This is a genomic window from Paraburkholderia sp. A1BS-2L (genome assembly GCF_051125205.1).
GTDB lineage: Bacteria > Pseudomonadota > Gammaproteobacteria > Burkholderiales > Burkholderiaceae > Paraburkholderia.
In genome coordinates this window covers 537,637-560,733 of record NZ_CP120431.1, presented here as the reverse complement: position 1 = coordinate 560,733, position 23,097 = coordinate 537,637, and the positions used below count along the sequence as shown (strand labels likewise).

Sequence of the window (23,097 nt, the reverse complement as noted above, 5' to 3'; positions counted from 1 at the left end):
AGACGATTCACCGCCGGGGGCGGCGCAAAGCCTCGCTTGAATTCGTGCCGCGCATGCGCGCAACAGGCCGATTGCTGCCGCTTGCGCTGGCCGCATCCCTCACGTTCCTCGCGAGCGGCTGCATGGTGGGCCCCGACTACCAGCGCCCGCAAGTCGCCGTGCCCACGCAATGGAAGGAACTGCCCGGCTGGACCCAGGCCGAGCCCGCCGACGCCGAAGGACCGAAGGGCGAATGGTGGACCGCGTTCCAGGATCCGCTGCTCGACGAACTCGAGCCGCTCGTGGCCGTCTCGAACCAGACCGTGCGGCAAAGCTACGCGAACTACCAGCAGGCACTGGCCGAAGTGCGCATCGCGCGCGCGAGCCTCTTTCCCGCGCTGGGCGTGACGGGCTCCGCCACGCGTGAGCGTTCGTCCCGCGCCACGCAAAGCAACCGGGCGCTCATTGTCAACTCGGGCTCGCTGGAAGCCAGCGTGAGCTGGGAACCGGACTTCTGGGGCAAGGTGCGCCGCCAGATCGAGGAACAATCGGCCACCGCGCAGGCCAGCGAAGCCATGCTCGCCAATGCTCAGCTATCCGAACAGATTTCGCTCGCCAATGCCGTGATCGGCCTGCGCGTGACGGATGCCGACATCGATCTGCTCACGCAAACCGTGGCGGCCTACGAGGCTTCGCTGCGCGTGGTGAGCAACCAGGACAGCGCGGGCACGATCCCGCCTTCCGACCTCATCACGGCACGCACGCAGCTGGAGAACGCCCAGGCCGGCCTGATCGCGCTGGGCGTCGCGCGCGCGCAGTACGAGCATGCCATCGCGGTGCTGGTGGGCCGCAATCCCGAGGACATGACGATCCCGCACAGCGCGCGGCTCCCGGTGCTGCCGGCGATTCCCGCTGGCGTGCCGTCCACGCTGCTGCAGCGGCGCCCCGACATCGCCACGGCGGAGCGCCAGATAGCCTCGGCGAATGCGTCCATCGGCGTGGCCGTGGCCGCGTATTACCCGAACATCTCGCTTTCGGCGTTCGACGGCTTCACGCAGGCGCCGCTTTCGGGCCTGCTGCACATCAGCAACTATGTGTGGTCGCTCGGCGCGAGCGCAACGCAGACGATCTTCGACGGCGGCGCGCGCAGCGGCGAAGTGGCGGCGGCGCGCGCGAGCTACGATGCGGCGGTGGCCAACTATCGCGGCACCGTGCTCACGGCGTTCCAGAACGTCGAGAACGATCTCTCGGGGCTGCGCATTCTCGCGCAGCAGAGCGAGCGGCTGGACGCCGCCGTGCGCGATTCGATCCGCGGCGCGCAGATAGCGCTGAATGAGTATGAGGCGGGCACGGTCGACTACACCACGGTAGTGACAGCGCAAGCCACCCAGTTGAGTACGCAACAAAATTCGCTCAACGTGCAGCAGCAGCGGCTGCTCAATGCGGCGGCGCTGATCGGCGACCTGGGCGGCGGATGGACGGGCGTGCTGCACGATCCCCGCCATCCCGATCGGGCGGCGGCGAATCCAGCATCCAATCAGACTGCGGCAGCAAGCGTGGATACCGCCGCCGCGCCCAATGCTACGGCACCCGCAAACCCCAACAAACCAGGGCAGTCGCCAAGCCCGTGACATCGCACGCCGCCGTGCACGACATGCGATGCTGAACGCTTACGCCAGCTCGGTGAAAACCGCTTGCGCAGCCAGACGCGATTTCGGCAGCTTCGCGTTGAAATCGTCGGCGCTGCGGTAGCCAAGGCCGATCACGACGAGCGCAGTCAGTCCCTTCGCGGCCAGCCCGAGTTCTTCGTCGAGCGCTTTCGCATCGAAGCCTTCCATCGGGCAGGCGTCGATTTCGAGCGTCGATGCGCCGATCAACAGCGTGCCGAGCGCAAGGTAAGCCTGCTTCTCCATCCACGCCGGCAGATCCGCGCGCTCGCGATGCAGGTTCACGTAGAAGGCGCGCGTGTTCTGCTGGCCCGCTTTCGCCTCGGCGGTCGCGAAGCGGCCATCGGCCTCTTCCTGCGCGAGCACGGCGTTCAGATGCGCCTCGTCCATGTCGGTGCGCACGCACAACACGAGAACGTGCGAAGCGCGCATCACCTTCGGTTCGTTATAGGCGTAGCCCGGCTGCATGGACTTCGCCACGCGCGCACGCGCCGCGTCGCTTTCGGCCACCACGAAGTGCCACGGCTGCGAGTTCACCGAAGAGGGGCTGAAGCGGATCAGTTCCTTGAGTTCATCGATAACGGCGGCCGGAATCTTGCGGGCGGAATCGAAAGCCTTGGTGGCATGGCGCGCTTTCGCGAAACGGGTGAGGTTCAACTGGGTTCTCCTGTGCCGGCCAGAGTGAGTGCTTCAGCACTGACGCTGGTCCCATACAAAGTCGTCTAACGTCGGCCGCCAGGGCGGCGGCAAGGCCGGTATGCTACCAGCATGTGCGATGGGACGTGCAAGCAAAGCGCACGGCCAGGCGCTATGCTACGGGCTGCCCGTTGCTCGCCAACGCATTTCAATCCATACATCGAGGAACCCCATGACACACCCCGCCGGCTCCATGATCAGCTTCAATCGCCCCGATGGCCAATCGCTCCAGGGCTATCTCGCCACGCCCGCGAAGACCGAGGGCGCGCCCGCCATCGTCGTGATCCAGGAATGGTGGGGCTTGAACGACCAGATTCGCGGCGTGGCCGACCGCCTCGCACAAGCGGGCTACTACGCGCTCGTGCCCGACCTCTACCGCGGCAAGAGCACCGTCGAAGAGGAAGAGGCACACCACCTGATGACGGGCCTCGATTTCGCCGATGCCGCCTCGCAGGACATCCGTGGCGCGGTCGATCACCTCAAGACGCTGACCGATCGTGTCGGCGTGAGCGGCTACTGCATGGGCGGTGCGCTCACGCTGCTCGCCGCGAACATGATTCCGGACCTCGCGGGCGTCGTGGTGTGGTACGGCTTTCCGCCGCTCGAATATCTCGACGCGAGCAAGATCACCGCGCCGGTGCTGGGCCATTGGGGCACGCAGGACGGCTTCTTCAAGATCGAGACCGTCGACGAGCTCGAAAAGAAGCTGCGCGACGGCGGCGTGAACGTCGAGTTCCACCGCTATCTGGCTTACCACGGATTCGCGAACGAGACCGCCGTCGGCCCCGGCCGCATCGCGCACACGCAGTTCGATCCGGTCTGGTCGCAGCGCGCGTGGGATCGCACGCTCACGTTCTGGGGCCGCACGTTGTGGACGCAGCGCTAAGCGCGCGGCGTTTCCCCTAAATTCTCGCGCCCGGGCACAGCCCATGCGCCGTGGCGCCGCCACGCCGCCCGCACCTCGGCGCCTTGCAACAGGACTTCGCATGAACGATCTTTCCGCCTTCCCCATCAACGCTAAATGGCCCGCGCAACATCCCGACCGCATCCAGCTCTATTCGCTGCCCACGCCCAACGGCGTCAAGGTGTCGATCATGCTCGAGGAAACGGGGCTGCCGTACGAGCCGCATCTGGTTCGCTTCGACACGAATGACCAGATCTCGCCGGAATTCCTCTCGCTCAATCCGAACAACAAGATTCCCGCGATCATAGATCCCAACGGCCCCGGCGGCGCACCGTTGCCGCTGTTCGAGTCGGGCGCGATCCTGATCTACCTCGCCGACAAATGCGGTCAGTTTCTCGCGCGCGAAGGCCGCGAGCGCTACGAGACGATTCAGTGGCTGATGTTCCAGATGGGCGGCATCGGGCCGATGTTCGGCCAGGTGGGTTTCTTCCACAAGTTCGCCGGCAAGGAGTACGAGGACAAGCGCCCGCGCGATCGCTACGTGGCCGAATCGCGCCGCCTCATCGGCGTGCTCGATCAGCATCTCGCGAATCGCCAGTGGATCATGGGCGAGCACTATACGATCGCCGACATGGCGACGTTCCCCTGGGTGCGCAATCTCATCGGCTTCTACGAGGCCGGCGATCTGGTCGGCTTCAAGGATTTCCGTCACGTCGCGCGTGCGCTCGACGCGTTCCTCGCGCGTCCGGCTGTCAAGCGCGGACTGGAGATTCCCGCACGCAATTGATGCGCGCGCAACGGTCATGAAACGGTCTTAACGGGCGGGTTTCACGCGCGCCAACACGGCGTCCGAGACCTCGCCCGCCGCATGCTCGACGCTCATGCGCTGATCGCCGCGCGCAAGCACGAATTTTGCGGCGGCCACGTAGGGATTGAGTGCAATGGCCGCGCCAGCACCGTGCTTGTTCTCGCTCGAATGCGTTTCGATCACCTGGTAAAGCGGCGCGGGCGCCTGCTTCGCGAGATCGTCGATGGCAACCGCCAGATCGATCTCGACCGCACCCGCGCCATGGCCCACCATCGTGCGGCGCAAGCGGTTGCCTTCGTCGACGTCGAGAAATACGCCACGCACGAGCCAGCCCTGCGCGGGCGGCGCGACGCCGGCGGGCAAGCGCCGTGCATCGACGCCCGCCTTGCGCAAGTCCGCGACCAGCGTATTGGCCATCTGCTCGACGATCTGACGCGCATGCGCCTGCGAGTCGTCGCGGCGCGCGAGCGGCCGGGGCAGCAGGCTGCCCGCGAGGTGGCGCGCGTTATCCACGGGATTCTGGTCGGCTGTCGCGCTGCCTGCGTCGAGCTCAAAATCGCTCACGTAGACGATCGGCGCCAGCGCGGGCACGCTTGCGGCTGGGCCGTTCGTCTGTGCGAACAGCGCCGGCGCAGCCACGCCGAGCCCCAAGCCCACACATAGCACAACGCACACGCTTCGATAACCTTTCATCGCAGACTCCCCATTCAAGCGGATCGCACTTATCTTATCCGCCGGGAGCCGAATGCATTTTTCACATGGCCGTCACATCCTCATGCGTCCGCTCACGCATCAATCGCGCCATAGCGATGCAGGTCTTGCGCGAGTGTTCCGACATCAACCAAACGGCACGCATGCAAGCCCGCGGCCTGCGCGCCTTGCACGTTCGCCTCGCCGTCGTCAACGAAGAATCGTTTCGTGCGGCACGGCGGCCAGTTGCGGAGGCAGCCGAGATCAGCCTGCGCAGCAGGCTTGACCGCCCCGAACGACGCGCTTGCATGAACGCGTCCACTCTGGCCTTCGCTCCGAATCGTGCCCCTAAAACGTCATGCGATTCCAGTTAAACTGCAACTCATGGACACATGCCGTTACTGCGGAAAAATGCGCGACGAGTGGGATTGCCACGGACCGGTCTGCCGTGGCGCAATTGCCCGCGCGCTGCGACGCCAGCGCCAGGGCCTGCCAATGGTCGCCAACGTGATCCGCAACGAAATTCCCGAGAATGCCAGCACGGGCGAGGTCATCCACGTCCTCTCGCGCCAGCGCATGCGCGCGCGCCGCGGCAACGAGGAACGGCGCGAGCGCAAGGCGCTAGAAAACGCCGACGAAACAGGCGGCTCGGCCAACAACTGACCCGGCGATAGATCGGGGCCACGCTCCTCACGCCATCTAACGCAGCAGTACGAATGATCGTGCTGCGCTCATGCCATACCGAGCCGAACGCGAACGAACGATCATGCGCTTCGCGCCCTATTCAGCGTGAATGCGCAACTGTAAAACCTGGTCAAAACACAGGGAAAACACTCCCGTCAATTTTCCAATATGCGTTGTTCACCGGATGGATTCGCCCTTGCTTCTGTGCGAGATTGAACGGGCGCTATCGCGCACGCCACCTTTCCAGGTGCGGAACTCCAACCATTCTCAAGGGGGACAGCATGCAAGACGTTCTTCCTCCCGGAGCCGTGCTTCCAGATCCTTTGCACATGCTTTGCATGTCTAATCAAATTGGCGAAAGCCTCTGCGCGGAACCGCGCCCGCTCGCGTCATGACGGCCCCGCAAATCGTCGTGCTTGGCGCGGGGCCGGCGGGCGCCAGCGTGGCGCGCGCGCTCGCCACGCTCGGCTACGCGGTCACCGTGGTGAGCGAACGGCGCCGTTTCGACGCTGTGGAAAGCCTCTCCCTGCACGCGCTCGGCGGACTGCGCCGTGCTGGCCTGTTGCGTGCCGCCCTGTGCGCACAAGGACCGAGCGTGCGCACCACGCTCTGGAACGGCGCCATGCAGACGGCCAACGCGGACTTTCTGGTCGACCGGCACGCGTTCGATGCGGCCCTGCGCGACGATCTGCGTGAAGCAGGCGTCGAAATCGTGGAGGCCGCGGTGCGTTCGGTACAAACCACGGCGCACACGCACGACCTGATGATCGAGACCGCCGACGGGCCGCTCTCGCTGAATGCCGACTTTCTCGTCGAGGCACGCGGCCGGCTTGCGCCGCTCATGCGCGACGCCACGCGCGGCCCGCAAACGCTGAGCCTGCTCAACGTCTGGCAAGGCGCGGCCGCCTCTGCCGCTAGTACCGGCTCGGCCGTGGAAAGCCTGCAGGACGGCTGGGCGTGGATGGCGCGCCTGCCGGACGGCCGCTGCTATTGGCAGATGACACTCGACGTCGCGTGCGCGGAGCTGCCGCAACGCGACGAGCTGCTCGCATTCTGCGCTCGCAAGCGGCGCTCGCCGCTCGCGAGCGCGTTTTTCGCCAGCGATACGGGCGCGCACGCACGGCTTCATGCGCGCAGCAGCACAGCCACGCTGTGCGGGCGCGCCGGCGCGCGCAACTGGTTGCGTGTGGGCGACGCCGCGATGGCCGTCGATCCGCTCGCGGGCAACGGCATCTTGCAGTCGCTCTCATCGGCCTTGCAGGCGCCCGCCGTGATTCACACGCTCATTAGCCGCCCCGAGCGCGCCGATCTCGCACTGCGCTTTCACCAACAACGCATCGAGCACCTGTTCAGGCACTTCGCCCGCACCGGCCGCGACGTCTACGCGCTCGAGCAGCGCTTTGGCGCAGCCCCCTTCTGGCAGGCGCGCAGCCAATGGCCGGACGACGAGCGCACGCATCAGGTTCCCGATTTCGGCCAGCTTGCCATCGCCCGCGCGCCGGTGATCGACGGCGATCTCATCGCCGAGGCCGACGTCGTCGTGTGCCCCGATCAACCACTTGGCGTCTGGCATCTCCAGGGCGTGCCGCTCGCGCCCATCGTTCAGGCGCTCATGCACGAGAACGCGCGTGAAAATCCACATGAGAGCGCGCACGAAGCGCTTAAATCCCTCGATGCCGACGCCGCCCACACGATTCGCCAGTGGCTCGTCGCGCAGGGTTATCCGCACGCGCTCGCCTGATACGGCTCCGGCAAAAACACACCAAGTCGCCTAAGCTTGCGCGCTGTCGTCCGCCTTCAGGAAATCGACAAACGCCCGAAGCGGCGCGGGCAAATGGCGCCGGCCCGGATAGTAGAGAAACGGCCCGGAAAACTGCGGCCACCAGTCGGGCAGCAGCGGTTCCAGCGCGCCGCTTGCAAAATGCGGCTTGAGCATGTCCTCGAATAGTGCGATCACGCCCGCGCCGCGCAACGCCATCTCCATCGCGAGATCGAGCGCCGCTGCGGGTTTCACCACGAGCGCGCCGGGCGGGTCGACGCGCAGCGTCTCGCCATCGCGCGCGTATTCCCAGACCGCCATCGCGCCTCCCGAAAAACGCACGCGCAAACAAACGTGCCCGAGCAGGTCGCGCGGATGCGTGGGCCTGCCATGCACGGCGAGATACGCGGGCGACGCCGCCGTCGCGAAGCGCTGCACGCGCCGGCCGATCGGAATCGCGATCATGTCCTGCTCGAGCCGCTCGTCATAGCGAATGCCCGCGTCGCAACCCGCCTGTAGCACGTCGACGAAGCCATCCTCCACCACCACTTCCACGCGAATCTCGGGGTACGCAGCCACGAACCGCGTGAGGATCGGCGGCAGAATGCTGCGCGCCACATTGGCGGGCACGTTCAGGCGCAGCACGCCCGCCGGACGGTCGCGATAGCCGTTCAGGACATCGAGCGCGGCTTTCATTTCGGCGAACAGCGGCGTAATCGATTCGAGCAGGCGCTGGCCCGCTTCAGTGGGGGCGACACTGCGCGTGGTGCGGTTCAGGAGGCGCAGGCCGAGCTTCGCCTCGAGCCGGCGCACCGCCGTGCTCAGGCTCGAAGCCGAGACGCCACCCGCGCGCGCCGCGTCGCGAAAGCCGCCCGCGCGCGCAACGGCGGCGAAGGCGGCCAGATCGTTCATTTCGAACGCGGCGGGTGAGGGATTCGCGGGCAGAGGGTTCTCGTGGGTCATGTCGGTTTGGGTGCGGGCGGAGGGGTCCATGCGAGGGGTCCATAACGCATTGTGCGGAATTTCGAACAACCCGTGCGGATCAGGCGGGATTATCCAACAACGCGAACGCGCCCATACTGGCGCCATCCGTTCACGAGGAGCACGACATGCCCCAATCGTCCAGCCAACCTTCCCGCACGTTCGCGTTCGCGGGCCGCACCGTCAACCGCATGGGCTACGGCGCCATGCAACTCGCCGGCCCCGGCGTATTCGGTCCGCCCAGGGACCGCGCGGCGGCGCTTGCCGTGCTGCGCGAGGCGCTCGCGCTCGGCGTGAACCATCTCGACACCAGCGACTTCTACGGCCCGCACGTAACGAACCAGATCATCCGTGAGGCGCTCCATCCCTATGCCGCAGATCTCACGATCGTCACGAAGGTGGGCGCGGTGCGCGATGCCACGGGCGCGTGGCTGCCCGCTCAGGAGCCCGCCGATATCGAGCGTGCCGTGCAGGACAATTTGCGCAATCTGGGTCTGGATACGCTCGACGTGGTCAATCTGCGCATCATGGGCGACGTCCACAAGCCCGCCGAAGGTCCTCTCGAGAAGCAAATGGAAGCGCTCGCCGCGCTGCGGGAACGCGGCCTCGTGCGCCATATCGGCATCTCCAACGCGACGGCGAAGCAGATCGACGAGGCCGGGCGCATTGCCCCGATTGTCTGCGTGCAGAACCACTACAACCTGGTGAACCGCGCCGACGACGCGCTGATCGACTCGCTTGCCACGCGTGGCATTGCCTACGTGCCGTTCTTTCCGCTCGGCGGCTTCACGCCGATCCAGTCGACGGCGCTCGCGCAGATCGCGCAGTCGCTCGACGTCGCGCCGATGACGGTCGCGCTCGCGTGGCTCCTGCATCGCGCGCCCAATATCCTGCTGATCCCGGGCACGTCGTCGCTCGCGCATCTGCGCGAGAACATGCAGGCGCAAACGCTCGAACTGAACGGCGAAGTGCTCGCGCGGCTCGACGCAATCGGCAAAACGGGTGCATGAACCGGGTCGGAGCATTCGAACGGCGAAAAAAAACCGCGGTCATCGGACCGCGGTAGAAGCTTTCTGCGATGCTTATCGACCGCGTGTGCCGCTTACTCAGGCGGCACACGCGGGAATCACGACGAGCGTTGCACTCAGGTTTGCGAATCCTGTGCCGCATCGCCTGCATCGGCTTGCTGGGTGTCGTCGGCCTGCTTCTCGTCCTCTTTCTTCTCGACCATTTTCTCGAGCGCCCCCGCGCCCTCGAAGCCAGCGATCGCCGCGGCCGCCTTGGTCAGGAAGCCGGCATCGGCGTCGACCTTTTCCGTTGCTTCCACCGCCGCAATCGCGCCCGCGACCTTGCCCACTTCATCAAGAATGCCCATTTGATTCCTCCGGTTGATTGCAGTGCGTTTGCCTGAAATTGCCAGGCTTTGCCTGGTTAAAGGCCGTTGCTGCCGCGCGCTGCTTGCCTGCATCCAGGCTGCATGCCCAGAGCAGCGGGCGTTGATGCATTCTGGGCTCGCGCGGTACGCACGGCAATCATATCGCTCAAGAACTGACAATGGTTAACGGTTGATAATGCTTCGAATTACTTACGATACTTTCGTTTTTTTCTTCTTGCCTACGTCTCGAATACAAAATCATTTAACCGCTTGCGCCCTTTCAGTCCACGAGGGCTGGCATAATTCAGGTTTTGCTTTTTAAGCCGGTTGTCGCTATGAGTCTCCATACCTGGTGGCTGTTCCTCGCTACTGTCTTCGTCGTCTGCGCCATTCCTGGCCCCAATATGCTGCTGATCATGTCGCACGGCGCGCAATACGGCCTGCGCCGCACGAGCGCGACCATGGGCGGCTGCCTCTCCGCACTCGTGCTGATGCTGGCCGTTTCGGCCGCCGGCCTGGGCGCGGTCCTCCAGGCGTGGCCGACCCTGTTCAATGCGCTGCGCATCGTTGGCGCGGCCTATCTGGTCTATCTGGGCGTGAAGGCGTGGCGCTCGCCGGTGAGCGAAAGCAGCGCCGGCGCCAGCGACGCCATGACCGAAGCACCCGCTACTCGTATTTCGCGTTCGCCGGGCGCGCTGTTTCGCAACGGCTTCCTCGTCGGCGGCAGCAACCCCAAAGCCATCCTGTTCGCAGCCGCACTGCTGCCGCAGTTCATCGACGCGAGCCGTCCCACGCTGCCCCAGTTCGGCGTGCTGGTGACGACCTTCGCGGTATGCGAGGTGAGCTGGTATCTGGTCTATGCGAGTTTTGGCACGCGCATCGGTGCGACGCTCAAGAGCCGTCGCGTGGCAAAGGCGTTCAACCGCGTGACGGGCGGCGTGTTCGTCGGCTTCGGCGCGATGATGGCGCTCATGCGCCAGTAAGCTAAGACAGCATAAAACCACGCCTCAAAAGGCCCTGCGGCAGCCCCTATCACATGCCCGAATAATTAGGCCCGCCACCACCTTCAGGCGTGACCCAAACGATATTCTGCGTCGGGTCCTTGATATCGCACGTCTTGCAATGCAAGCAATTCTGCGCATTGATCCGCAACTGCTGGCCGCCTCGCAGCTCGTCGTCGAGGAACTCGTAAACGCCGGCCGGACAATAACGCGCCTCGGGCCCCGCATACTTCGCCAGATTGACCCCCACCGGCACGCCCGCATCCTTGAGCGTCAGATGCGCGGGCTGGTTTTCCTCATGATTGGTATTGCTGATGAATACGCTGGAAAGGCGATCAAACGTCAGCTTGCCATCGGGCTTCGGATACACGATAGGTTCGCACTCGCTAGCCGGCTTGAGGTAAGCATGATCGGGCTTGTGCCGGCGCAGCGTCCACGGCATCCGTCCACGCAGCACGAGTTGCTCGAAGCCGTTCATCAGCGTGCCCACCGCGAGACCGTACCGAAACCAGTTCTTGAAGTTGCGATCCTTGTTCAGCTCGGCATGCAGCCAGCTCTTTTCGAAGGCTTCCGGGTAGGCTTCGAGTTCGTCGTGCTGGCGCCCCGCCGCCACGGCCGCATAGGCCGCCTCGCCCGCGAGCATGCCGGTCTTGATGGCGGCATGGCTGCCCTTGATGCGGCTCACATTGAGAAAGCCCGCATCGCAACCCACCAGTGCGCCGCCAGGGAACACGAATTTGGGCAGCGCATTGATGCCGCTCGCGTTGATCGCGCGCGCGCCGTACGAGAGGCGTTTCGCCGTGACCTCGCCGTTGTCGTTCTCGAAGTAGCGACGAATGCCCGGGTGAGTCTTCCAGCGCTGGAACTCTTCGAACGGGCTCAGGTAAGGGTTGGCGTAGCCGAGGCCCGTAACGAAGCCGACGGCCATCTTGTTGCCGTCCAGGTGGTACAGAAAAGCGCCACCGTAGGTTTTGCTGTCCATGGGCCAGCCGGCCGTGTGCATGACGAAGCCGGGCTGGTGGCGCGCCGGGTCGATCTCCCACACCTCCTTGATGCCAAGGCCAAAGCTTTGCGGATCGCGCCCCGTGTCGAGCTGGTAACGCGCGACGACCTGCTTGCCCAGGTGCCCGCGCGCACCCTCCGCGAAGATCGTGTATTTGGCGTGCAGTTCCATGCCGAGCTGGAAATTGTTGGTGGGCTCGCCATCCTTGCCGATGCCCATGTTGCCCGTGGCCACGCCTTTGACCGAGCCGTCTTCGTTGTAGAGCACCTCGGTCGCGGCAAAGCCGGGAAAGATTTCCACGCCCAGCGACTCCGCCTGTCCGCCCAGCCATTTAGTAAGCGCTCCCAGGCTGATGATGTAGTTGCCGTGGTTGTGCGCGAACGGCGGAAGGAGCCGGTTGGGCACGCGTCGGGCCGTTTTCTCGCCGAGGAACACGTAGGCATCTTCGGTGACGGGCTGGTTCAGCGGCGCGCCGAGCGCCTTCCAGTCCGGCAGCAGTTCGGTCAGCGCCATGGGGTCCATGATCGCGCCCGAGAGAATGTGCGCGCCCGGTTCGGAGCCCTTTTCGAGCACCACCACCGAGACGTCCTGGCCCTGCTCCGCCGCCAGTTGCTTGATGCGGATGGCCGTGGCCATGCCGCCGGGGCCGCCGCCCACGATCACCACGTCGTACTCCATGGATTCGCGCGGGCCGTGTTGTGCCAAAAGGTCTTCGCTATTCATCGTGTGTTCTCGAGTAATGGGATGCGCCCCGGCTGCCCATTGACGTGGCGTGCCCAGCATAGTTCGGCGTGAGTATGGCCCAAGGCCTGCTTCACACCACCCACCTGCGATGGGGGGAAGCAATGATTGCGGACGTGGCTCAGATCACGCCATCGGCCTGCAGTTGCTCGATATCGGCGTTCGAGCGGCCCAGTTCGCGCAGAATGGCCGCGCTGTGCTCGCCGAGCGCCGGCACGGGATCCATGCGGACGTCGAAGCTATTGACGTTGGCAGGCGGCAGCAGCGCCTGCAACGCGCCGGCGGGCGAGCCGACGGTGGTAAAGCGCTCGCGCGCGTGCAGTTGCGGATGGGTCCACAAATCGCCCACCTGGTTGACGGCGGCATTGGCGATCTGCGCTTCATCGAGGCGCGCGATCACCTCCTGCGCCGTGAGGCTCGCGAACGTCTGCTCGATCGTCGATTTCAGGGCCGAGCGGTTTTCCGTGCGGCGCACATTGGCGTCGAAGCGCGGGTCTGCCGCAAGCTCGGGGCGGCGCAATACGAGATCGCAGAACAGCTTCCACTCGCGCTCGTTTTGCAGGCCCAGCATCACCACGCGGTCATCGCCGGCCTTGAACGGGCCATAGGGATAGATGGTGGCGTGCGCCGCGCCGTTGCGCGCGGGCGGCTCCTGGCCATCGTAAGCGTAGTACATGGGAAAGCCCATCCATTCGCCCAGCGCTTCGAGCATGGATATTTCGACATGCGAACCTTCTCCGCTGATGCCGCGCTGCAAGAGTGCGCTCAGGATGCCCGTGTGGGCATACATGCCGGCCGCGATGTCGGCAATCGAATTGCCGGCCTTGCTGGGCTCATCGGGCGTACCGGTGATCGACAGAAAGGCGGCTTCGCTCTGAATCAGTAAGTCGTAGGCTTTTTTATCGCGGTAGGGGCCATCGGCGCCATAGCCGGAGATATCGCACACGACGAGCTTCGGATGCTTCGCGTGCAGCGCCTCGAACGACAAGCCCATGCGCGCGGCCGCGCCTGGGGCGAGATTCTGCACGAGCACGTCGGCCCCGGCGATCAGCTCGCCCAGCACCGCCTGGGCCGCGGGCTGCTTCAGGTCCAGCGTGAGGCTTTCCTTGGAGCGGTTGGTCCACACGAAGTGCGAGGCCAGCCCGCGCGTGCGATGGTCGTAGGCGCGCGCGAAATCGCCGACGCCAGGCCGCTCCACCTTGATGACGCGCGCGCCCAGGTCGGCAAGCTGACGGGTGCAGAACGGCGCGGCAATCGCGTGCTCCAGCGTGATGACGGTCAGGCCGCTGAGCGGGCCCTTGCGGTTGGGTTCCGACATGGTTTGTCTCGACTTTATAGGCGCAGTTATTCGACACAGTTATTCGATGCGTTTATTCGATTCTTGCGCTGGCCTGCATGGCCAACTGGCCCTCGGGACCACGCGCCCACAAATGCGCGGTGTCGCCTTCGAGCTTGCCGTTGACGGTGAACGGCGCGATATCGAACAAGGGGCTCACCGCCTTGAATTCGAAGCTGCGGATAGTTTTTTCCGGATGCGCGCGGCGCAACTCCTCCATCAGCAGCGTGGCGATCAGCGGCCCATGCACCACGAGGCCCGAATAGCCCTCTTCCTCCATGACATAGGGACGGTCGTAATGGATGCGGTGGCCGTTGAAGGTGAGCGCCGAATAGCGCATCAGCAACACGGGGTCGGGCGTGATGGTGCGTCCGAACTGCTCGTCGACGGGGGCCGCCACGGGCTGCGGCGCGCTCGCGCCGGGGGCCGGGGCGTCGCGGTAGACGATGTCGTGCTCCTCGCGGATGGCCAGTCCGCTCGCGCCGCTGATTTCGTGCAGCACGGTCACGAACAACAACTGGCCGCTGCGCCCGGACTTGCTCTGTATGCTCTTGACGGTGGAAACACGCCGGATCGGCTCGCCGATGGTGAGCGGCTGCAGAAACTGCAAGCGCCCGCCGGCCCACATCCGCCTCGGCAGCGTGACGGGCGGCAGGAAGCCGCCGCGCTGCGGATGCCCGTCCGCACCGATGTCGGACTGGCGCGCGGCAGGCAGAAAGTACAGCCAATGCCAGAGCGGCGGCAGTTGCGTCGGCGGCGTGCCGGCATCGGCGGCGTCCAGCGTGGCCTGCATGAAGCGCACGGGCGTTTCGGTGATCCGGTCAGCGTTTGCTTCGCTGCGGCCCACCCAGGCTTCGAAGGAAGGCGGGTTTTCCTGGCTCATAGGTGTCGCTTCATCAAAAGGATTGCTTACGATTTGTTTCGGCCATCAATAGGAACGCGGAAGCTGCAGCACGTGCTCGGCCACATGACCCAGGATCATGTTCGTGGAGATGGGCGCGACCTGATAGAGGCGCGTTTCGCGGAATTTGCGCTCGACGTCGTATTCGCAGGCGAAGCCGAAACCGCCATGCGTTTGCAGGCAGGCGTTGGCGGCTTCCCAACTGGCCTTGGCGGCCAGATACTTGGCCATATTGGCTTCCACGCCCGCGTTCTGGCGCGCATCGATCTTCTCGCAGGCGCGCCAGCGCATCAGATTGGCGGCTTCGAGCTCGATGAAGCATTCAGCCAGCGGGAACTGGATGCCCTGGTTCTGGCCGATGGCGCGGCCGAACACCTTGCGCTCGCTCGCATAGTCGCGCGCCTTTTCGAGGAACCAGTAGCCGTCGCCGATGCACTCGGCCGCGATCAGCGTGCGCTCGGCGTTCAGGCCGTCGAAGATCACTTTCAGGCCCTTGCCCTCGGTGCCCAGCAAGGCGTCTTCGGGCAGCTCCAGATTGTCGAAGAACAGCTCATTGGTCTCGTGATTGACCATGTTGAGAATGGGCCGCACCGTGAGGCCGTTGCCGATGGCCTTGTCGAGCTCGACGATAAAGCACGACAGCCCATCGCTCTTCTTCTGCACCTGGTCGATGGGCGTGGTGCGCGCGAGCAGGATCAGCAGGTCGCTGTGCTGCACGCGCGAGATCCACACCTTCTGGCCATTGATGACCCAGCGGCCATCCTTCTTCACCGCCGTGGTCTTGAGCTTGGTGGTGTCGCTGCCCGTGGTGGGCTCGGTCACGCCCATCGATTGCACGCGCAGCTCGCCCGCGGCTATGCGGGGCAGATAGCGCTGCTTCTGCGCCTCGGTGCCGCTGAAGACGATGGTGTTCATCACATACATCTGACCATGGCACGCCCCTGAATTACCGCCCGAGCGATTGATCTCCTCCATGATGACCGAGGCCTCCGCCATCGAAAGGCCCGGGCCGCCGTAGTCCTGCGGGATCAGCGCGGCCAGCCAGCCTGCCTTGGTGAGCGCATCGACGAACGCCTCGGGGTAGCCCCGCTGCTCGTCGATCTTGCGGTGATAGTCGGCCTGGAACTGGTTGCACCGCGCGCGCACTGCGTCGCGGATCTCCTGATATTGGTCGGGTGCGCAAAAGATGGAAGCGCTCATGGCGGGTGTCTCGTGAGTGGCTTGTGTTGATCCATAGTAATATTTGATGGCACCGAGGAATAATAGAATTATTTGATTTATGCATCAGCATTTGGCATCGAGGTATCTACGATGGATCTCAAGCAACTCCGCGCCTTCGTCACGGTGGCCGAGACCGGCAACGTCACGCGCGCCTCCAGCCTGCTGAACCTCGTGCAGCCTGCCGTGTCGCGTCAGTTGCGCCTGCTCGAGGAGGACATGGGCACGGAGCTGTTCGAGCGCGGCCGTCACGGCATGCAGCTCACGCCTTCGGGCAAGACCATGCTCGAATACGCGCGCCGCATCCTCGACGAGGTGGCGCGCGCCAAGGCTGAAATCCAGCCCACCGAAGGGCCGGTCTCGGGCATCGTGAGCATCGGGCTCCTCGCCAGCACCTCGGATCTGCTGGCCACGTTGCTGGCCGGCGAGGTGGCGCGGCGCTACCCGCATATCCGCCTGCGGCTGACCATCGGCTACGCCGGGCATCTGCACGACTGGCTCGAAGCCGGCGACGTGGACGCCGCCCTGCTCTATGGCCAGAAAGAAACGCCCGCGCTGCACGTGAAGGCGTTGATCGAAGAAAGTTTGTGGGCGGTGGCCGCGCCATCCGCGAGGTTGTCGCACAAGCGAGCGATCGCGTTCTCGCGCGTGGCGCGCGAGCCCTTCGTGCTGCCCGCCGCGCCGCAAGGCCTGCGCGCCATGATCGAGCACGCCGCGACGGAAGCCGGCGTGACGCTGCGCGTGTTTGCCGAAACCAATGCGCTGAGCGTGCAGAAAGAACTGGTCGCGCAAGGCCACGGCTGGACCATCATTCCGGCTGTGGGCGTCACGCAGGAGGTCGAGCGGGGTCTGCTGAGCGCGGCTCCGCTCGCGTCGCCCGGGCTGCGGCGCACCATCGTGCTGGCCGCACCCAGCAGCCGCCAGGCCACCGCCCCCGTGCGCTGCGTGGTCGGCGTGCTGCTGGACTGCGTCAAGAGCACGTTCGAGCAGGGCCGCTGGCCTGACGCGCGCTGGCTGGGCTAGCGCCTGAACGTCTTTCGGGTTTCATGGCCGCGCGGAAACCGATTGGCCGCCAACATCCGGAGCAACAGGGTCGGGGCGGGCACGTCCCCCGGCGGTCACGCCAAATGCTCCTTCAACACCGAGATCAGGCGCTGTGCGAGCGGCGGCAAATAAGAGCCTGCCCGGTACGTAATGCCCACCTCCCGACGCAGGTCGAGTTGATCCGGGTCCAGCCGCAAGGCGCGCAAGCCGCGCAGGGCGTTCATCGATTCGGCTCCTGCCACGCAGAGCATCTTCGTACCGAGCAGCAAATGCAGCAACGACGTACTGCCGAAATCGGTCTCGACGCGCAGTTTCGGTCCTGCGAGACCGTGCCGCCGGAAAACGTCGTCGACCTGCTGCCGAATCGGCATATGGGGCGCGGGCAACAGCCATTCCTCACCGGCCAGATCGGCGAGCGTGAGATGACGCTTTCGATGAAGCGGGTGAGCCTCGTCCGCGAGCACCACGAGGCTGTCGTGAAAGAGCTCGACGAATACGCACGTCTCGTCTTCGCGACTGAGTTGCGGCGCGACGATCAGGTCCAGTTCGCCCGCCCGCAGCAGTTCTCCGAGGTCGCGCGCCAGCCGCAAACGCAGCCGCAGTTTCGCGGCCGGCCGTTCTTTCATCAGCTTCTGGCAGGCGCCAGGCACGAGCGCGCCAGGCACAGTCGGCGAGTAGCCGATCCGCAGCAGACCGTGCTCACCGCCCTGCAGCGCTTCCATTTCCTTTAACGCATCGTCGTATTCGAGCGCGATACGCCGTGCGCGCACAAGAAACAGCTCACCGGCGGGCGTCGGCGTGACGCCGTTAGGCGTGCGCTCGAAGAGCGCCAGCCCTGCCTGCGACTCGACTCGCCGCAGTGCCTTTGTCAACGCCGGCTGACTCACACCGACCGCCTCAGCCGCCTTGCCGATGCTGCCGTGATCCTGCACGGCCAGCAAATACTCGAGATCGCGCGTTTCCAATGCCATTCCTCATGGTTATGGCTATATGCCAAGTGGTGTATTGAGGTAATGCCTCACATCTTACAGACTACGGCCAGACAGTTGAACCAGGAGACCCAGATTGAGCTTTGCCTACTTTTTGCGACGCGCCGCGCGATATTGGGGCGACCGCACGGCGGTCATTCATCACGATCGGCAACTGAGCTTTCGCCAGCTCGACGAACGCTCGACGCGCCTCGGCAACGCGTTGCTGGCTTTGGGCCTGACGAGAGGCGATCGCGTCGCCGTGCAGGCGCGCAATTGCACGGAGCTGGTCGAAATCGAGTGCGCGCTCTACAAGACCGGCCTCGTGAAGGCCGCGCTGAATCCGCGCTTCACGTCGCACGAGGCAGCCGATGTCGTCGAAAACTGCGCGCCGCGGGTCTTGATCGCGGGTCCGGGATACACCGCCTATACGCGGGAGTCGGCCGGATTCGATTCGATCGAGACGTTTGTGGCGATCGGCATCGAGGTGCCCGGATACGCGAGCTACGAAGCGCTGATCGAGCGCGCCGGCACGAGCGCGCCGCAATACCATCCGCAGGCCGCAGATCTCGCCGTGCTGCACTTTTCGTCGGGCTCGACCGGGCGCATCAAGGCCGCCATGCAGACTTATGGCAATCGCCTCGCGTCGCTGCGCAAGATCGTGCTGGGCATGGATCCTCCGGCACGCCCCGGCGACCGCCTCGCGCTGATCGGTCCGGTCACGCATGCTTCGGGCATGCTGATGCAGCCATACCTTTTTTGCGGCGCGACGCTCGTGCTGTTCGATGCGTTCGAGCCGGCCCGCTTTATCGACGATATCGCGCGCCTGCACATCACGCATGCGTTCATGGTGCCCGCGATGATCAACATGGTGCTCGGCGAATCCGCGCTCGACACAGCCGACCTGAGCAGCCTGAAGATGCTCAGCTACGGCGCGGCGCCCATGGCGCCTGCGCGCATCGAGGAGGCCTGGGCACGCATCGGACCGATTCTTTCACAGGGCTACGGAGCCAGCGAATCGACTTCGGGTGTCACGCGCCTGTCCATCGCCGATCACGCGCACGCGCTTGCGCATCGGCCCGCGCGGCTTGCGTCGTGCGGGCGGCCGCTCGGCGAGACCGAGGTGTGCGTGGTGGACGATGCAGGGCGCGAGGTGAGCGGCGATACGATCGGCGAAATCGTGATTCGCGGCAACGACGTATTCCACGGCTACTGGGGCGCTCCCGAGGCCACAGCCGAGGTGCTGGTCGACGGCTGGCTGCGAACCGGCGATCTCGCGCGCGTCGATGAAGAGGGGTTCATCTATCTGGTCGATCGCAAAAAGGACATGATCATTTCCGGCGGCTTCAACGTTTATCCGAACGAGGTCGAGGCGGCGATCTATCGGCATCCGGACGTGCTGGAAGCCTGCGTGGTCGGCGTCCCCGACGACAAATGGGGCGAAGCGGTGAAGGCCGTCGTCGTGCTCAAGCCGGGACGCGAAGCTGCGGTGCAGACGCTCGTCGCGCACTGCCGCGCGCTGCTCGCCGACTACAAGCTGCCGCGCTCGGTGACCTTCGTTGCCGACCTGCCCAAGAACGCGAGCGGCAAGGTTGCACGCAAGCTCGTGCGCGAACAGTACTGGCAAGGCGCCGCGCGGCGCGTCAACTGAATCCACCGGAGAGCCTTCATGTTCGATTACCTGAATCAACCCGCGTTCGTTGAAACACGCGATGGCATCCGGCGCTTCGTGGCTGAAGAGCTGTTGCCGATGGAGCGCGAGCTCGGCCTCGGCAGCGAAGACGCGTGGCCGAAGCCAACGCTGCAGCGCGTATGGCGGCGCTCGGCCGAACTCGGCTATTACGCGTCGTGCCTGCCGGCCGCGCTCGGCGGCAAAGGATTTTCGATCCTCGAACAATGCGCGCTCAAGGCCGACCTTGCCGCATCCGGCGCAGCGCTCGCGCCGCACGTGCTGGGCGATTTGGGCGGCCCGCCGCGAGTCGGTAACATGCTGAAGTACGCGACACCCGAGCAGGTCGAGCGCTATTTCAAGCCGGTGATACACGGCGAGAAGTCGACCTGCTTCGCGCTGACCGAACCGCATTCGGGCTCGGACGCGCAAAGCATCGCGACCACCGCCGTCGCGGATGGCGAAGCGCTGGTGATCAACGGCACGAAGCATTACATCAGCGGCGCCCCGTTCGCCGATTTCGCAATCGTCATGTGCGTGACCGATGCAAACACGAGTCCGCCCGCGATCACGGCCGTCCTCGTCGACCTCGACTTGCCCGGCGTGACGGTCGAGCAGCGCTACGTACCCATGTCAGGACAGCATATCGATGCGGATATTCGCTTCGACAACGTGCGCGTGCCGCGCGCGAACATGTTCGGCGGCGAAGGCAACGGCTTCCGGCTTGGCATGTCCCGCATCAACGTGAACCGTCTGCTGCATTGCCCAACCATGCTCGGCCTTGCGACGTCCGCCTACGAGGCGTCGCTGGACTATGCCCGCGCGCGCCGCCAGTTCGGCGGTCCGATTGCGCGCTTCCAGGCGATCCAGCACATGCTCGCCGACATGGCGGCTGCGCTCTGGGCCTGCGAGAGCATGATCGCGCAGACCGCGATGCTTGCCGACGCCGGCGACGATCTGCGCATGAAGGGCGCCGCCTGCAAGCTGTTCGTCTCCGAGCGCTGCTTCGAGGTGGCCGACAAGGCGGTGCAGATTCACGGCAACGTCGGCGTGACGCGCCACCACCCCATCGAGCAGACCTTCCGCAAGCTGCGCATGTTCCGCGTCTTCACGGGCACCAGCGAAATCCAGCGCAACACGATTGCGCGCGTCATCCTCGAGGCCGCCCAGCCGGCCGCCTGAATCACGAACGGAAGCCATAATCATGTCTCACCCGCAAACGGGCTGGTCCTGCCTCAGTGGCGTGAAGATCGTCGACGCGAGCCAGCTGCTGCCGGGGCCACACGCGACGTCCATGCTGCAGCAACTCGGCGCCGACGTCGTGAAGGTCGAGCCCCCCGGCGCCGGCGACCCCACACGCCAGCTCAGCCCCGCACTTTTCGCACAACTCAATCGCGGCAAGCGATCGGTGGCGCTCGACCTCAAGACGCCGGCGGGCAAGGATGCCTTTATCGAGCTGATCCGCGACGCGGATGCGTTCGTCGAGGGTTTCCGGCCAGGCGTCATGGCGCGGCTCGGCCTCGACTATGCGACGCTCGCCGCTGTGAATCCGCGTCTCGTGATGTGTTCGATCTCGGGCTTTGGGCAGACCGGCCCCTATGCGCACGCGCCCGGCCACGATCTCAACTATCTGGCGCTCGGAGGATTCTGGTCCGTTCCGGTCCAGGTGCGCGAGCGGGTGGCGCGTCCACGCGTGCGGGTCGCCGATTACGCCGCGTCGAGCCACGCCGCGGTTGCGCTACTCGCTGCCATTCTCAGCGCACGCGCGACGGGACGTGGCCAGTACCTCGACGTGTCGATCCACGATTGCGTAATGGCATGGACAGCGCCCGCCGCATGGGCTGCCCGCGAGTATGTCGATCATCCTCTGGACTCCCCGGGCGTAATGCCGGAGAACGACCTCTTCGAAACGCGAGATGGACGGCACCTTGCGCTCGGCATTCTGGAGAACAAGTTCTGGCTGAATCTGCGCGACGCGATTGGCGCGGATTTCCCCGCCTTGAAGGACGAGCGCTTCGCCACGCGTGCGGGGCGTCAGCAGCACAAGCAGGAGGTCAACACGCTGCTCGCGCAGATCTTTGCAACCCGTTCGCTCGCGCAATGGATGGCCGCGCTGCAGGAATTCGACTTGCCGGTCTCGCCGGTTCTCGATGCACGCGAGTTGTTCGACGATCCGCATGTGCAGGCTCGCGGCATGGTCCGCGCGATATCGGCGGACCAGACGATCGCATGCCGTTTTCCGGTGCAGTTCTCGCTCGGGCTGCCCGACGGCGACGACCACGTTCCGATGCCCGGCGAGCACGAACGTTAAGGCGTCGACCAGAAAAAACAATGACGGAGACAGATACGGTGATAAGCGAAACCCCTTCATTCAATCCAGTGCGGGCATGGATCGTAACGATCCTGCTTTCGTTGATGATGTTGGTGAATTTTCTCGACAAGGTGGTGCTGGGACTCGTTTCGGTACCCATGATGCGGGATCTGCATCTTTCATCGACGGAGTTCGGCGTGATCGGCGGCAGCCTGAACTGGCTGTTCTCCATTTCAGCCGTGATTGGCGGCATCGTGGCAAACCGGACCTCCACAAAACCGCTACTGCTCCTGATGGGTGCCGCGTGGGCAATCCTGCAGTTGCCGATGCTGTTCGCCGGCTCCCTTTGGGGCGTACTCGTCTGCCGCGTGTTGCTCGGCGCGAGTGAAGGGCCGGCTTCACCCGTTTCCGTGCACGCACTATATAAGTGGTTTCCCGACAAAAAGCGCAATCTGCCGGTTGCGGTTCTTTTTCAGGGAAGCTCACTTGGCCTGCTCATTGCCGGCCTCTGTATTCCCGTCATCAGCACGCACTGGGGCTGGCGCGCGAACTTTCTCGCGCTGGCCGCGCTCGGCATCTTCTGGTGCATCGCCTGGCTCCTGTTCGGTGCCGAAGGTCGTTTGACGACCCGCGCGCGCGTCACGAGCGAGGCACGCGTTCCCTACGCAATCCTGCTTACCGACCGAACCATATTGGGCACGTTTGCGGGCCATTTTGCGGCGAACTGGATTCTCGCGATGACGCTCACCTGGACGCCAAGATGGCTGCAACTCGGCATGGGCTACGACGCCCATGCCGCCGGACGCATATTCGCGTTGTTCGTCGCGGTCACCGCACCGATGAGTCTCGGACTTGCCACGCTCTCGCAGCGCATGCTCGAGCGGGGCGTACCGTCCCGGATCGGGCGAGGAGCGTTCGTCGCGGTAGCGCTCATGCTCGCCGGCACATTGCTCGCGGCGCTGAAACTGTTCGACCCGCCTCCGGTGGTGAAGTGTGTGCTGCTGACACTCGGCGGCGGCATGACGCTCGCGATGTACTCGATCGGCCCCGCGATACTCGGCGAAGTAACGCCCGACACGCAGCGCGGCGGCATTCTTGCTCTGAGCAATGGGTTCTCGTCGCTTGCGGGTCTCGCGGCGCCCGTCGTAACCGGCATGCTCATCGATCAGGCCGGGGGAGCAACCGCGCACGGCTTCGAATCGGCAAGCCTCGCTTCCGGCATTGTGCTGCTCGCCTGCGGTGGGCTTTGCGCATGCTGGCTCGATCCGCAGCGCTCCGCTACCCGGATCGCATGCGGCGTGACAGCCACGAAGGTGAGCCAAACGATCGCCGCCCCCGACTAGCCGCCTGCAAAGAATGGCC

The 23,097-nt window shown here is 64.9% G+C and carries 21 protein-coding genes; 12 read left to right on the top strand and 9 right to left on the bottom strand.

The annotated features are described in order from the left end of the window. The first annotated feature begins 53 nt into the window (after positions 1 to 53). Positions 54 to 1,610 (top strand): efflux transporter outer membrane subunit, encoded by a 1,557-nt coding sequence (locus tag P5W98_RS32400; protein ID WP_421028783.1) that lies wholly within the window; start codon positions 54 to 56, stop codon positions 1,608 to 1,610. Positions 1,611 to 1,649: 39 nt separating this feature from the next. Here P5W98_RS32400 and nfsB read toward each other — a convergent pair whose 3' ends face one another. Next, on the bottom strand, positions 1,650 to 2,303 hold the full coding sequence (gene nfsB / locus P5W98_RS32395) for an oxygen-insensitive NAD(P)H nitroreductase (RefSeq protein WP_421028508.1): 654 nt from the start codon (positions 2,301 to 2,303) through the stop codon (positions 1,650 to 1,652). 211 nt (positions 2,304 to 2,514) lie between these two features. Between nfsB and P5W98_RS32390 the strand changes: the two genes are divergently transcribed. Then, on the top strand, positions 2,515 to 3,228 hold the full coding sequence (locus P5W98_RS32390; RefSeq protein WP_421028507.1) for a dienelactone hydrolase family protein: 714 nt from the start codon (positions 2,515 to 2,517) through the stop codon (positions 3,226 to 3,228). 100 nt (positions 3,229 to 3,328) lie between these two features. Next, positions 3,329 to 4,033: a glutathione S-transferase N-terminal domain-containing protein gene (locus P5W98_RS32385; protein WP_421028506.1), complete on the top strand. Its 705-nt coding sequence runs from the start codon at positions 3,329 to 3,331 to the stop codon at positions 4,031 to 4,033. A 27-nt stretch (positions 4,034 to 4,060) separates the two neighbouring features. On the opposite strand, the gene P5W98_RS32380 is transcribed toward P5W98_RS32385, so the two are convergent. After that, positions 4,061 to 4,747 (bottom strand): DUF4410 domain-containing protein, encoded by a 687-nt coding sequence (locus tag P5W98_RS32380; protein WP_421028505.1) that lies wholly within the window; start codon positions 4,745 to 4,747, stop codon positions 4,061 to 4,063. Positions 4,748 to 5,128: 381 nt separating this feature from the next. On the opposite strand from P5W98_RS32380, the gene P5W98_RS32375 reads away from it, so the two are divergent. Both P5W98_RS32375 and qhpG read left to right on the top strand, forming a co-directional pair. Beyond that, the gene (locus tag P5W98_RS32375) at positions 5,129 to 5,407 is read left to right on the top strand and encodes a hypothetical protein (RefSeq protein WP_421028504.1); all 279 of its coding nucleotides are present in this window, start codon (positions 5,129 to 5,131) and stop codon (positions 5,405 to 5,407) included. 412 nt (positions 5,408 to 5,819) lie between these two features. Further along, positions 5,820 to 7,169: a flavin-dependent monooxygenase QhpG gene (gene qhpG, locus P5W98_RS32370; protein WP_421028503.1), complete on the top strand. Its 1,350-nt coding sequence runs from the start codon at positions 5,820 to 5,822 to the stop codon at positions 7,167 to 7,169. 30 nt (positions 7,170 to 7,199) lie between these two features. Here the strand turns inward: qhpG and P5W98_RS32365 are convergent, their stop codons facing one another. Beyond that, positions 7,200 to 8,150 (bottom strand): LysR family transcriptional regulator, encoded by a 951-nt coding sequence (locus P5W98_RS32365; RefSeq protein WP_421028782.1) that lies wholly within the window; start codon positions 8,148 to 8,150, stop codon positions 7,200 to 7,202. 146 nt (positions 8,151 to 8,296) lie between these two features. Between P5W98_RS32365 and P5W98_RS32360 the strand changes: the two genes are divergently transcribed. Further along, complete coding sequence (locus P5W98_RS32360; RefSeq protein WP_421028502.1) at positions 8,297 to 9,178, top strand: aldo/keto reductase family oxidoreductase; 882 nt, start codon at positions 8,297 to 8,299, stop codon at positions 9,176 to 9,178. A gap of 134 nt (positions 9,179 to 9,312) precedes the next feature. Here P5W98_RS32360 and P5W98_RS32355 read toward each other — a convergent pair whose 3' ends face one another. Then, positions 9,313 to 9,543, bottom strand: a complete 231-nt coding sequence (locus P5W98_RS32355) for a hypothetical protein (RefSeq protein WP_421028781.1) — start codon at positions 9,541 to 9,543, stop codon at positions 9,313 to 9,315. A 335-nt stretch (positions 9,544 to 9,878) separates the two neighbouring features. On the opposite strand from P5W98_RS32355, the gene P5W98_RS32350 reads away from it, so the two are divergent. Continuing rightward, a complete protein-coding gene (locus tag P5W98_RS32350) occupies positions 9,879 to 10,526 on the top strand; it encodes a LysE family translocator (RefSeq protein WP_421028501.1) in 648 nt (215 codons plus the stop codon). Positions 10,527 to 10,575: 49 nt separating this feature from the next. Here P5W98_RS32350 and P5W98_RS32345 read toward each other — a convergent pair whose 3' ends face one another. The 4 genes from P5W98_RS32345 to P5W98_RS32330 all read right to left on the bottom strand — a co-directional run bounded on the left by P5W98_RS32345 (position 10,576) and on the right by P5W98_RS32330 (position 15,725). Beyond that, complete coding sequence (locus tag P5W98_RS32345) at positions 10,576 to 12,270, bottom strand: electron transfer flavoprotein-ubiquinone oxidoreductase (protein ID WP_421028500.1); 1,695 nt, start codon at positions 12,268 to 12,270, stop codon at positions 10,576 to 10,578. 139 nt (positions 12,271 to 12,409) lie between these two features. Further along, positions 12,410 to 13,606, bottom strand: coding sequence for a CaiB/BaiF CoA transferase family protein (locus P5W98_RS32340; protein ID WP_421028499.1), 1,197 nt, complete (start codon positions 13,604 to 13,606; stop codon positions 12,410 to 12,412). Between the two features lie 52 nt (positions 13,607 to 13,658). Beyond that, positions 13,659 to 14,507, bottom strand: a complete 849-nt coding sequence (locus P5W98_RS32335; RefSeq protein WP_421028498.1) for an FAS1-like dehydratase domain-containing protein — start codon at positions 14,505 to 14,507, stop codon at positions 13,659 to 13,661. Between the two features lie 45 nt (positions 14,508 to 14,552). Beyond that, positions 14,553 to 15,725, bottom strand: coding sequence for an acyl-CoA dehydrogenase family protein (locus P5W98_RS32330; protein WP_421028497.1), 1,173 nt, complete (start codon positions 15,723 to 15,725; stop codon positions 14,553 to 14,555). Between the two features lie 111 nt (positions 15,726 to 15,836). On the opposite strand from P5W98_RS32330, the gene P5W98_RS32325 reads away from it, so the two are divergent. Further along, positions 15,837 to 16,766: a LysR family transcriptional regulator gene (locus P5W98_RS32325; RefSeq protein ID WP_421028496.1), complete on the top strand. Its 930-nt coding sequence runs from the start codon at positions 15,837 to 15,839 to the stop codon at positions 16,764 to 16,766. Positions 16,767 to 16,861: 95 nt separating this feature from the next. Here the strand turns inward: P5W98_RS32325 and P5W98_RS32320 are convergent, their stop codons facing one another. Continuing rightward, a complete protein-coding gene (locus P5W98_RS32320; RefSeq protein WP_421028780.1) occupies positions 16,862 to 17,752 on the bottom strand; it encodes a LysR family transcriptional regulator in 891 nt (296 codons plus the stop codon). Between the two features lie 100 nt (positions 17,753 to 17,852). Between P5W98_RS32320 and P5W98_RS32315 the strand changes: the two genes are divergently transcribed. From P5W98_RS32315 to P5W98_RS32300, 4 genes are read left to right on the top strand one after another with little or no spacing between them, the layout of a single operon-like run. Further along, on the top strand, positions 17,853 to 19,406 hold the full coding sequence (locus P5W98_RS32315) for an AMP-binding protein (RefSeq protein ID WP_421028495.1): 1,554 nt from the start codon (positions 17,853 to 17,855) through the stop codon (positions 19,404 to 19,406). 18 nt (positions 19,407 to 19,424) lie between these two features. Then, positions 19,425 to 20,606, top strand: a complete 1,182-nt coding sequence (locus tag P5W98_RS32310; RefSeq protein ID WP_421028494.1) for an acyl-CoA dehydrogenase family protein — start codon at positions 19,425 to 19,427, stop codon at positions 20,604 to 20,606. A 22-nt stretch (positions 20,607 to 20,628) separates the two neighbouring features. Further along, positions 20,629 to 21,735 (top strand): CaiB/BaiF CoA transferase family protein, encoded by a 1,107-nt coding sequence (locus P5W98_RS32305; RefSeq protein WP_421028493.1) that lies wholly within the window; start codon positions 20,629 to 20,631, stop codon positions 21,733 to 21,735. Then, on the top strand, positions 21,654 to 23,078 hold the full coding sequence (locus P5W98_RS32300; RefSeq protein ID WP_434718544.1) for an MFS transporter: 1,425 nt from the start codon (positions 21,654 to 21,656) through the stop codon (positions 23,076 to 23,078). The genes P5W98_RS32305 and P5W98_RS32300 overlap by 82 nt, the downstream gene beginning before the upstream one ends. The last annotated feature ends 19 nt before the right edge of the window (positions 23,079 to 23,097 follow it).

Coding starts and splice junctions, on each gene's coding strand:
- P5W98_RS32400 (WP_421028783.1), top strand. CDS start 54: ATGCGCGCAACAGGCCGATTGCTGCCGCTTGCGCTGGCCGCATCCCTC.
- P5W98_RS32390 (WP_421028507.1), top strand. CDS start 2,515: ATGACACACCCCGCCGGCTCCATGATCAGCTTCAATCGCCCCGATGGC.
- P5W98_RS32385 (WP_421028506.1), top strand. CDS start 3,329: ATGAACGATCTTTCCGCCTTCCCCATCAACGCTAAATGGCCCGCGCAA.
- P5W98_RS32380 (WP_421028505.1), bottom strand. CDS start 4,747: ATGAAAGGTTATCGAAGCGTGTGCGTTGTGCTATGTGTGGGCTTGGGG.
- P5W98_RS32375 (WP_421028504.1), top strand. CDS start 5,129: ATGGACACATGCCGTTACTGCGGAAAAATGCGCGACGAGTGGGATTGC.
- qhpG (WP_421028503.1), top strand. CDS start 5,820: ATGACGGCCCCGCAAATCGTCGTGCTTGGCGCGGGGCCGGCGGGCGCC.
- P5W98_RS32365 (WP_421028782.1), bottom strand. CDS start 8,150: ATGACCCACGAGAACCCTCTGCCCGCGAATCCCTCACCCGCCGCGTTC.
- P5W98_RS32360 (WP_421028502.1), top strand. CDS start 8,297: ATGCCCCAATCGTCCAGCCAACCTTCCCGCACGTTCGCGTTCGCGGGC.
- P5W98_RS32355 (WP_421028781.1), bottom strand. CDS start 9,543: ATGGGCATTCTTGATGAAGTGGGCAAGGTCGCGGGCGCGATTGCGGCG.
- P5W98_RS32350 (WP_421028501.1), top strand. CDS start 9,879: ATGAGTCTCCATACCTGGTGGCTGTTCCTCGCTACTGTCTTCGTCGTC.
- P5W98_RS32345 (WP_421028500.1), bottom strand. CDS start 12,270: ATGAATAGCGAAGACCTTTTGGCACAACACGGCCCGCGCGAATCCATG.
- P5W98_RS32340 (WP_421028499.1), bottom strand. CDS start 13,606: ATGTCGGAACCCAACCGCAAGGGCCCGCTCAGCGGCCTGACCGTCATC.
- P5W98_RS32335 (WP_421028498.1), bottom strand. CDS start 14,507: ATGAGCCAGGAAAACCCGCCTTCCTTCGAAGCCTGGGTGGGCCGCAGC.
- P5W98_RS32330 (WP_421028497.1), bottom strand. CDS start 15,725: ATGAGCGCTTCCATCTTTTGCGCACCCGACCAATATCAGGAGATCCGC.
- P5W98_RS32325 (WP_421028496.1), top strand. CDS start 15,837: ATGGATCTCAAGCAACTCCGCGCCTTCGTCACGGTGGCCGAGACCGGC.
- P5W98_RS32310 (WP_421028494.1), top strand. CDS start 19,425: ATGTTCGATTACCTGAATCAACCCGCGTTCGTTGAAACACGCGATGGC.
- P5W98_RS32305 (WP_421028493.1), top strand. CDS start 20,629: ATGTCTCACCCGCAAACGGGCTGGTCCTGCCTCAGTGGCGTGAAGATC.
- P5W98_RS32300 (WP_434718544.1), top strand. CDS start 21,654: ATGCCGTTTTCCGGTGCAGTTCTCGCTCGGGCTGCCCGACGGCGACGA.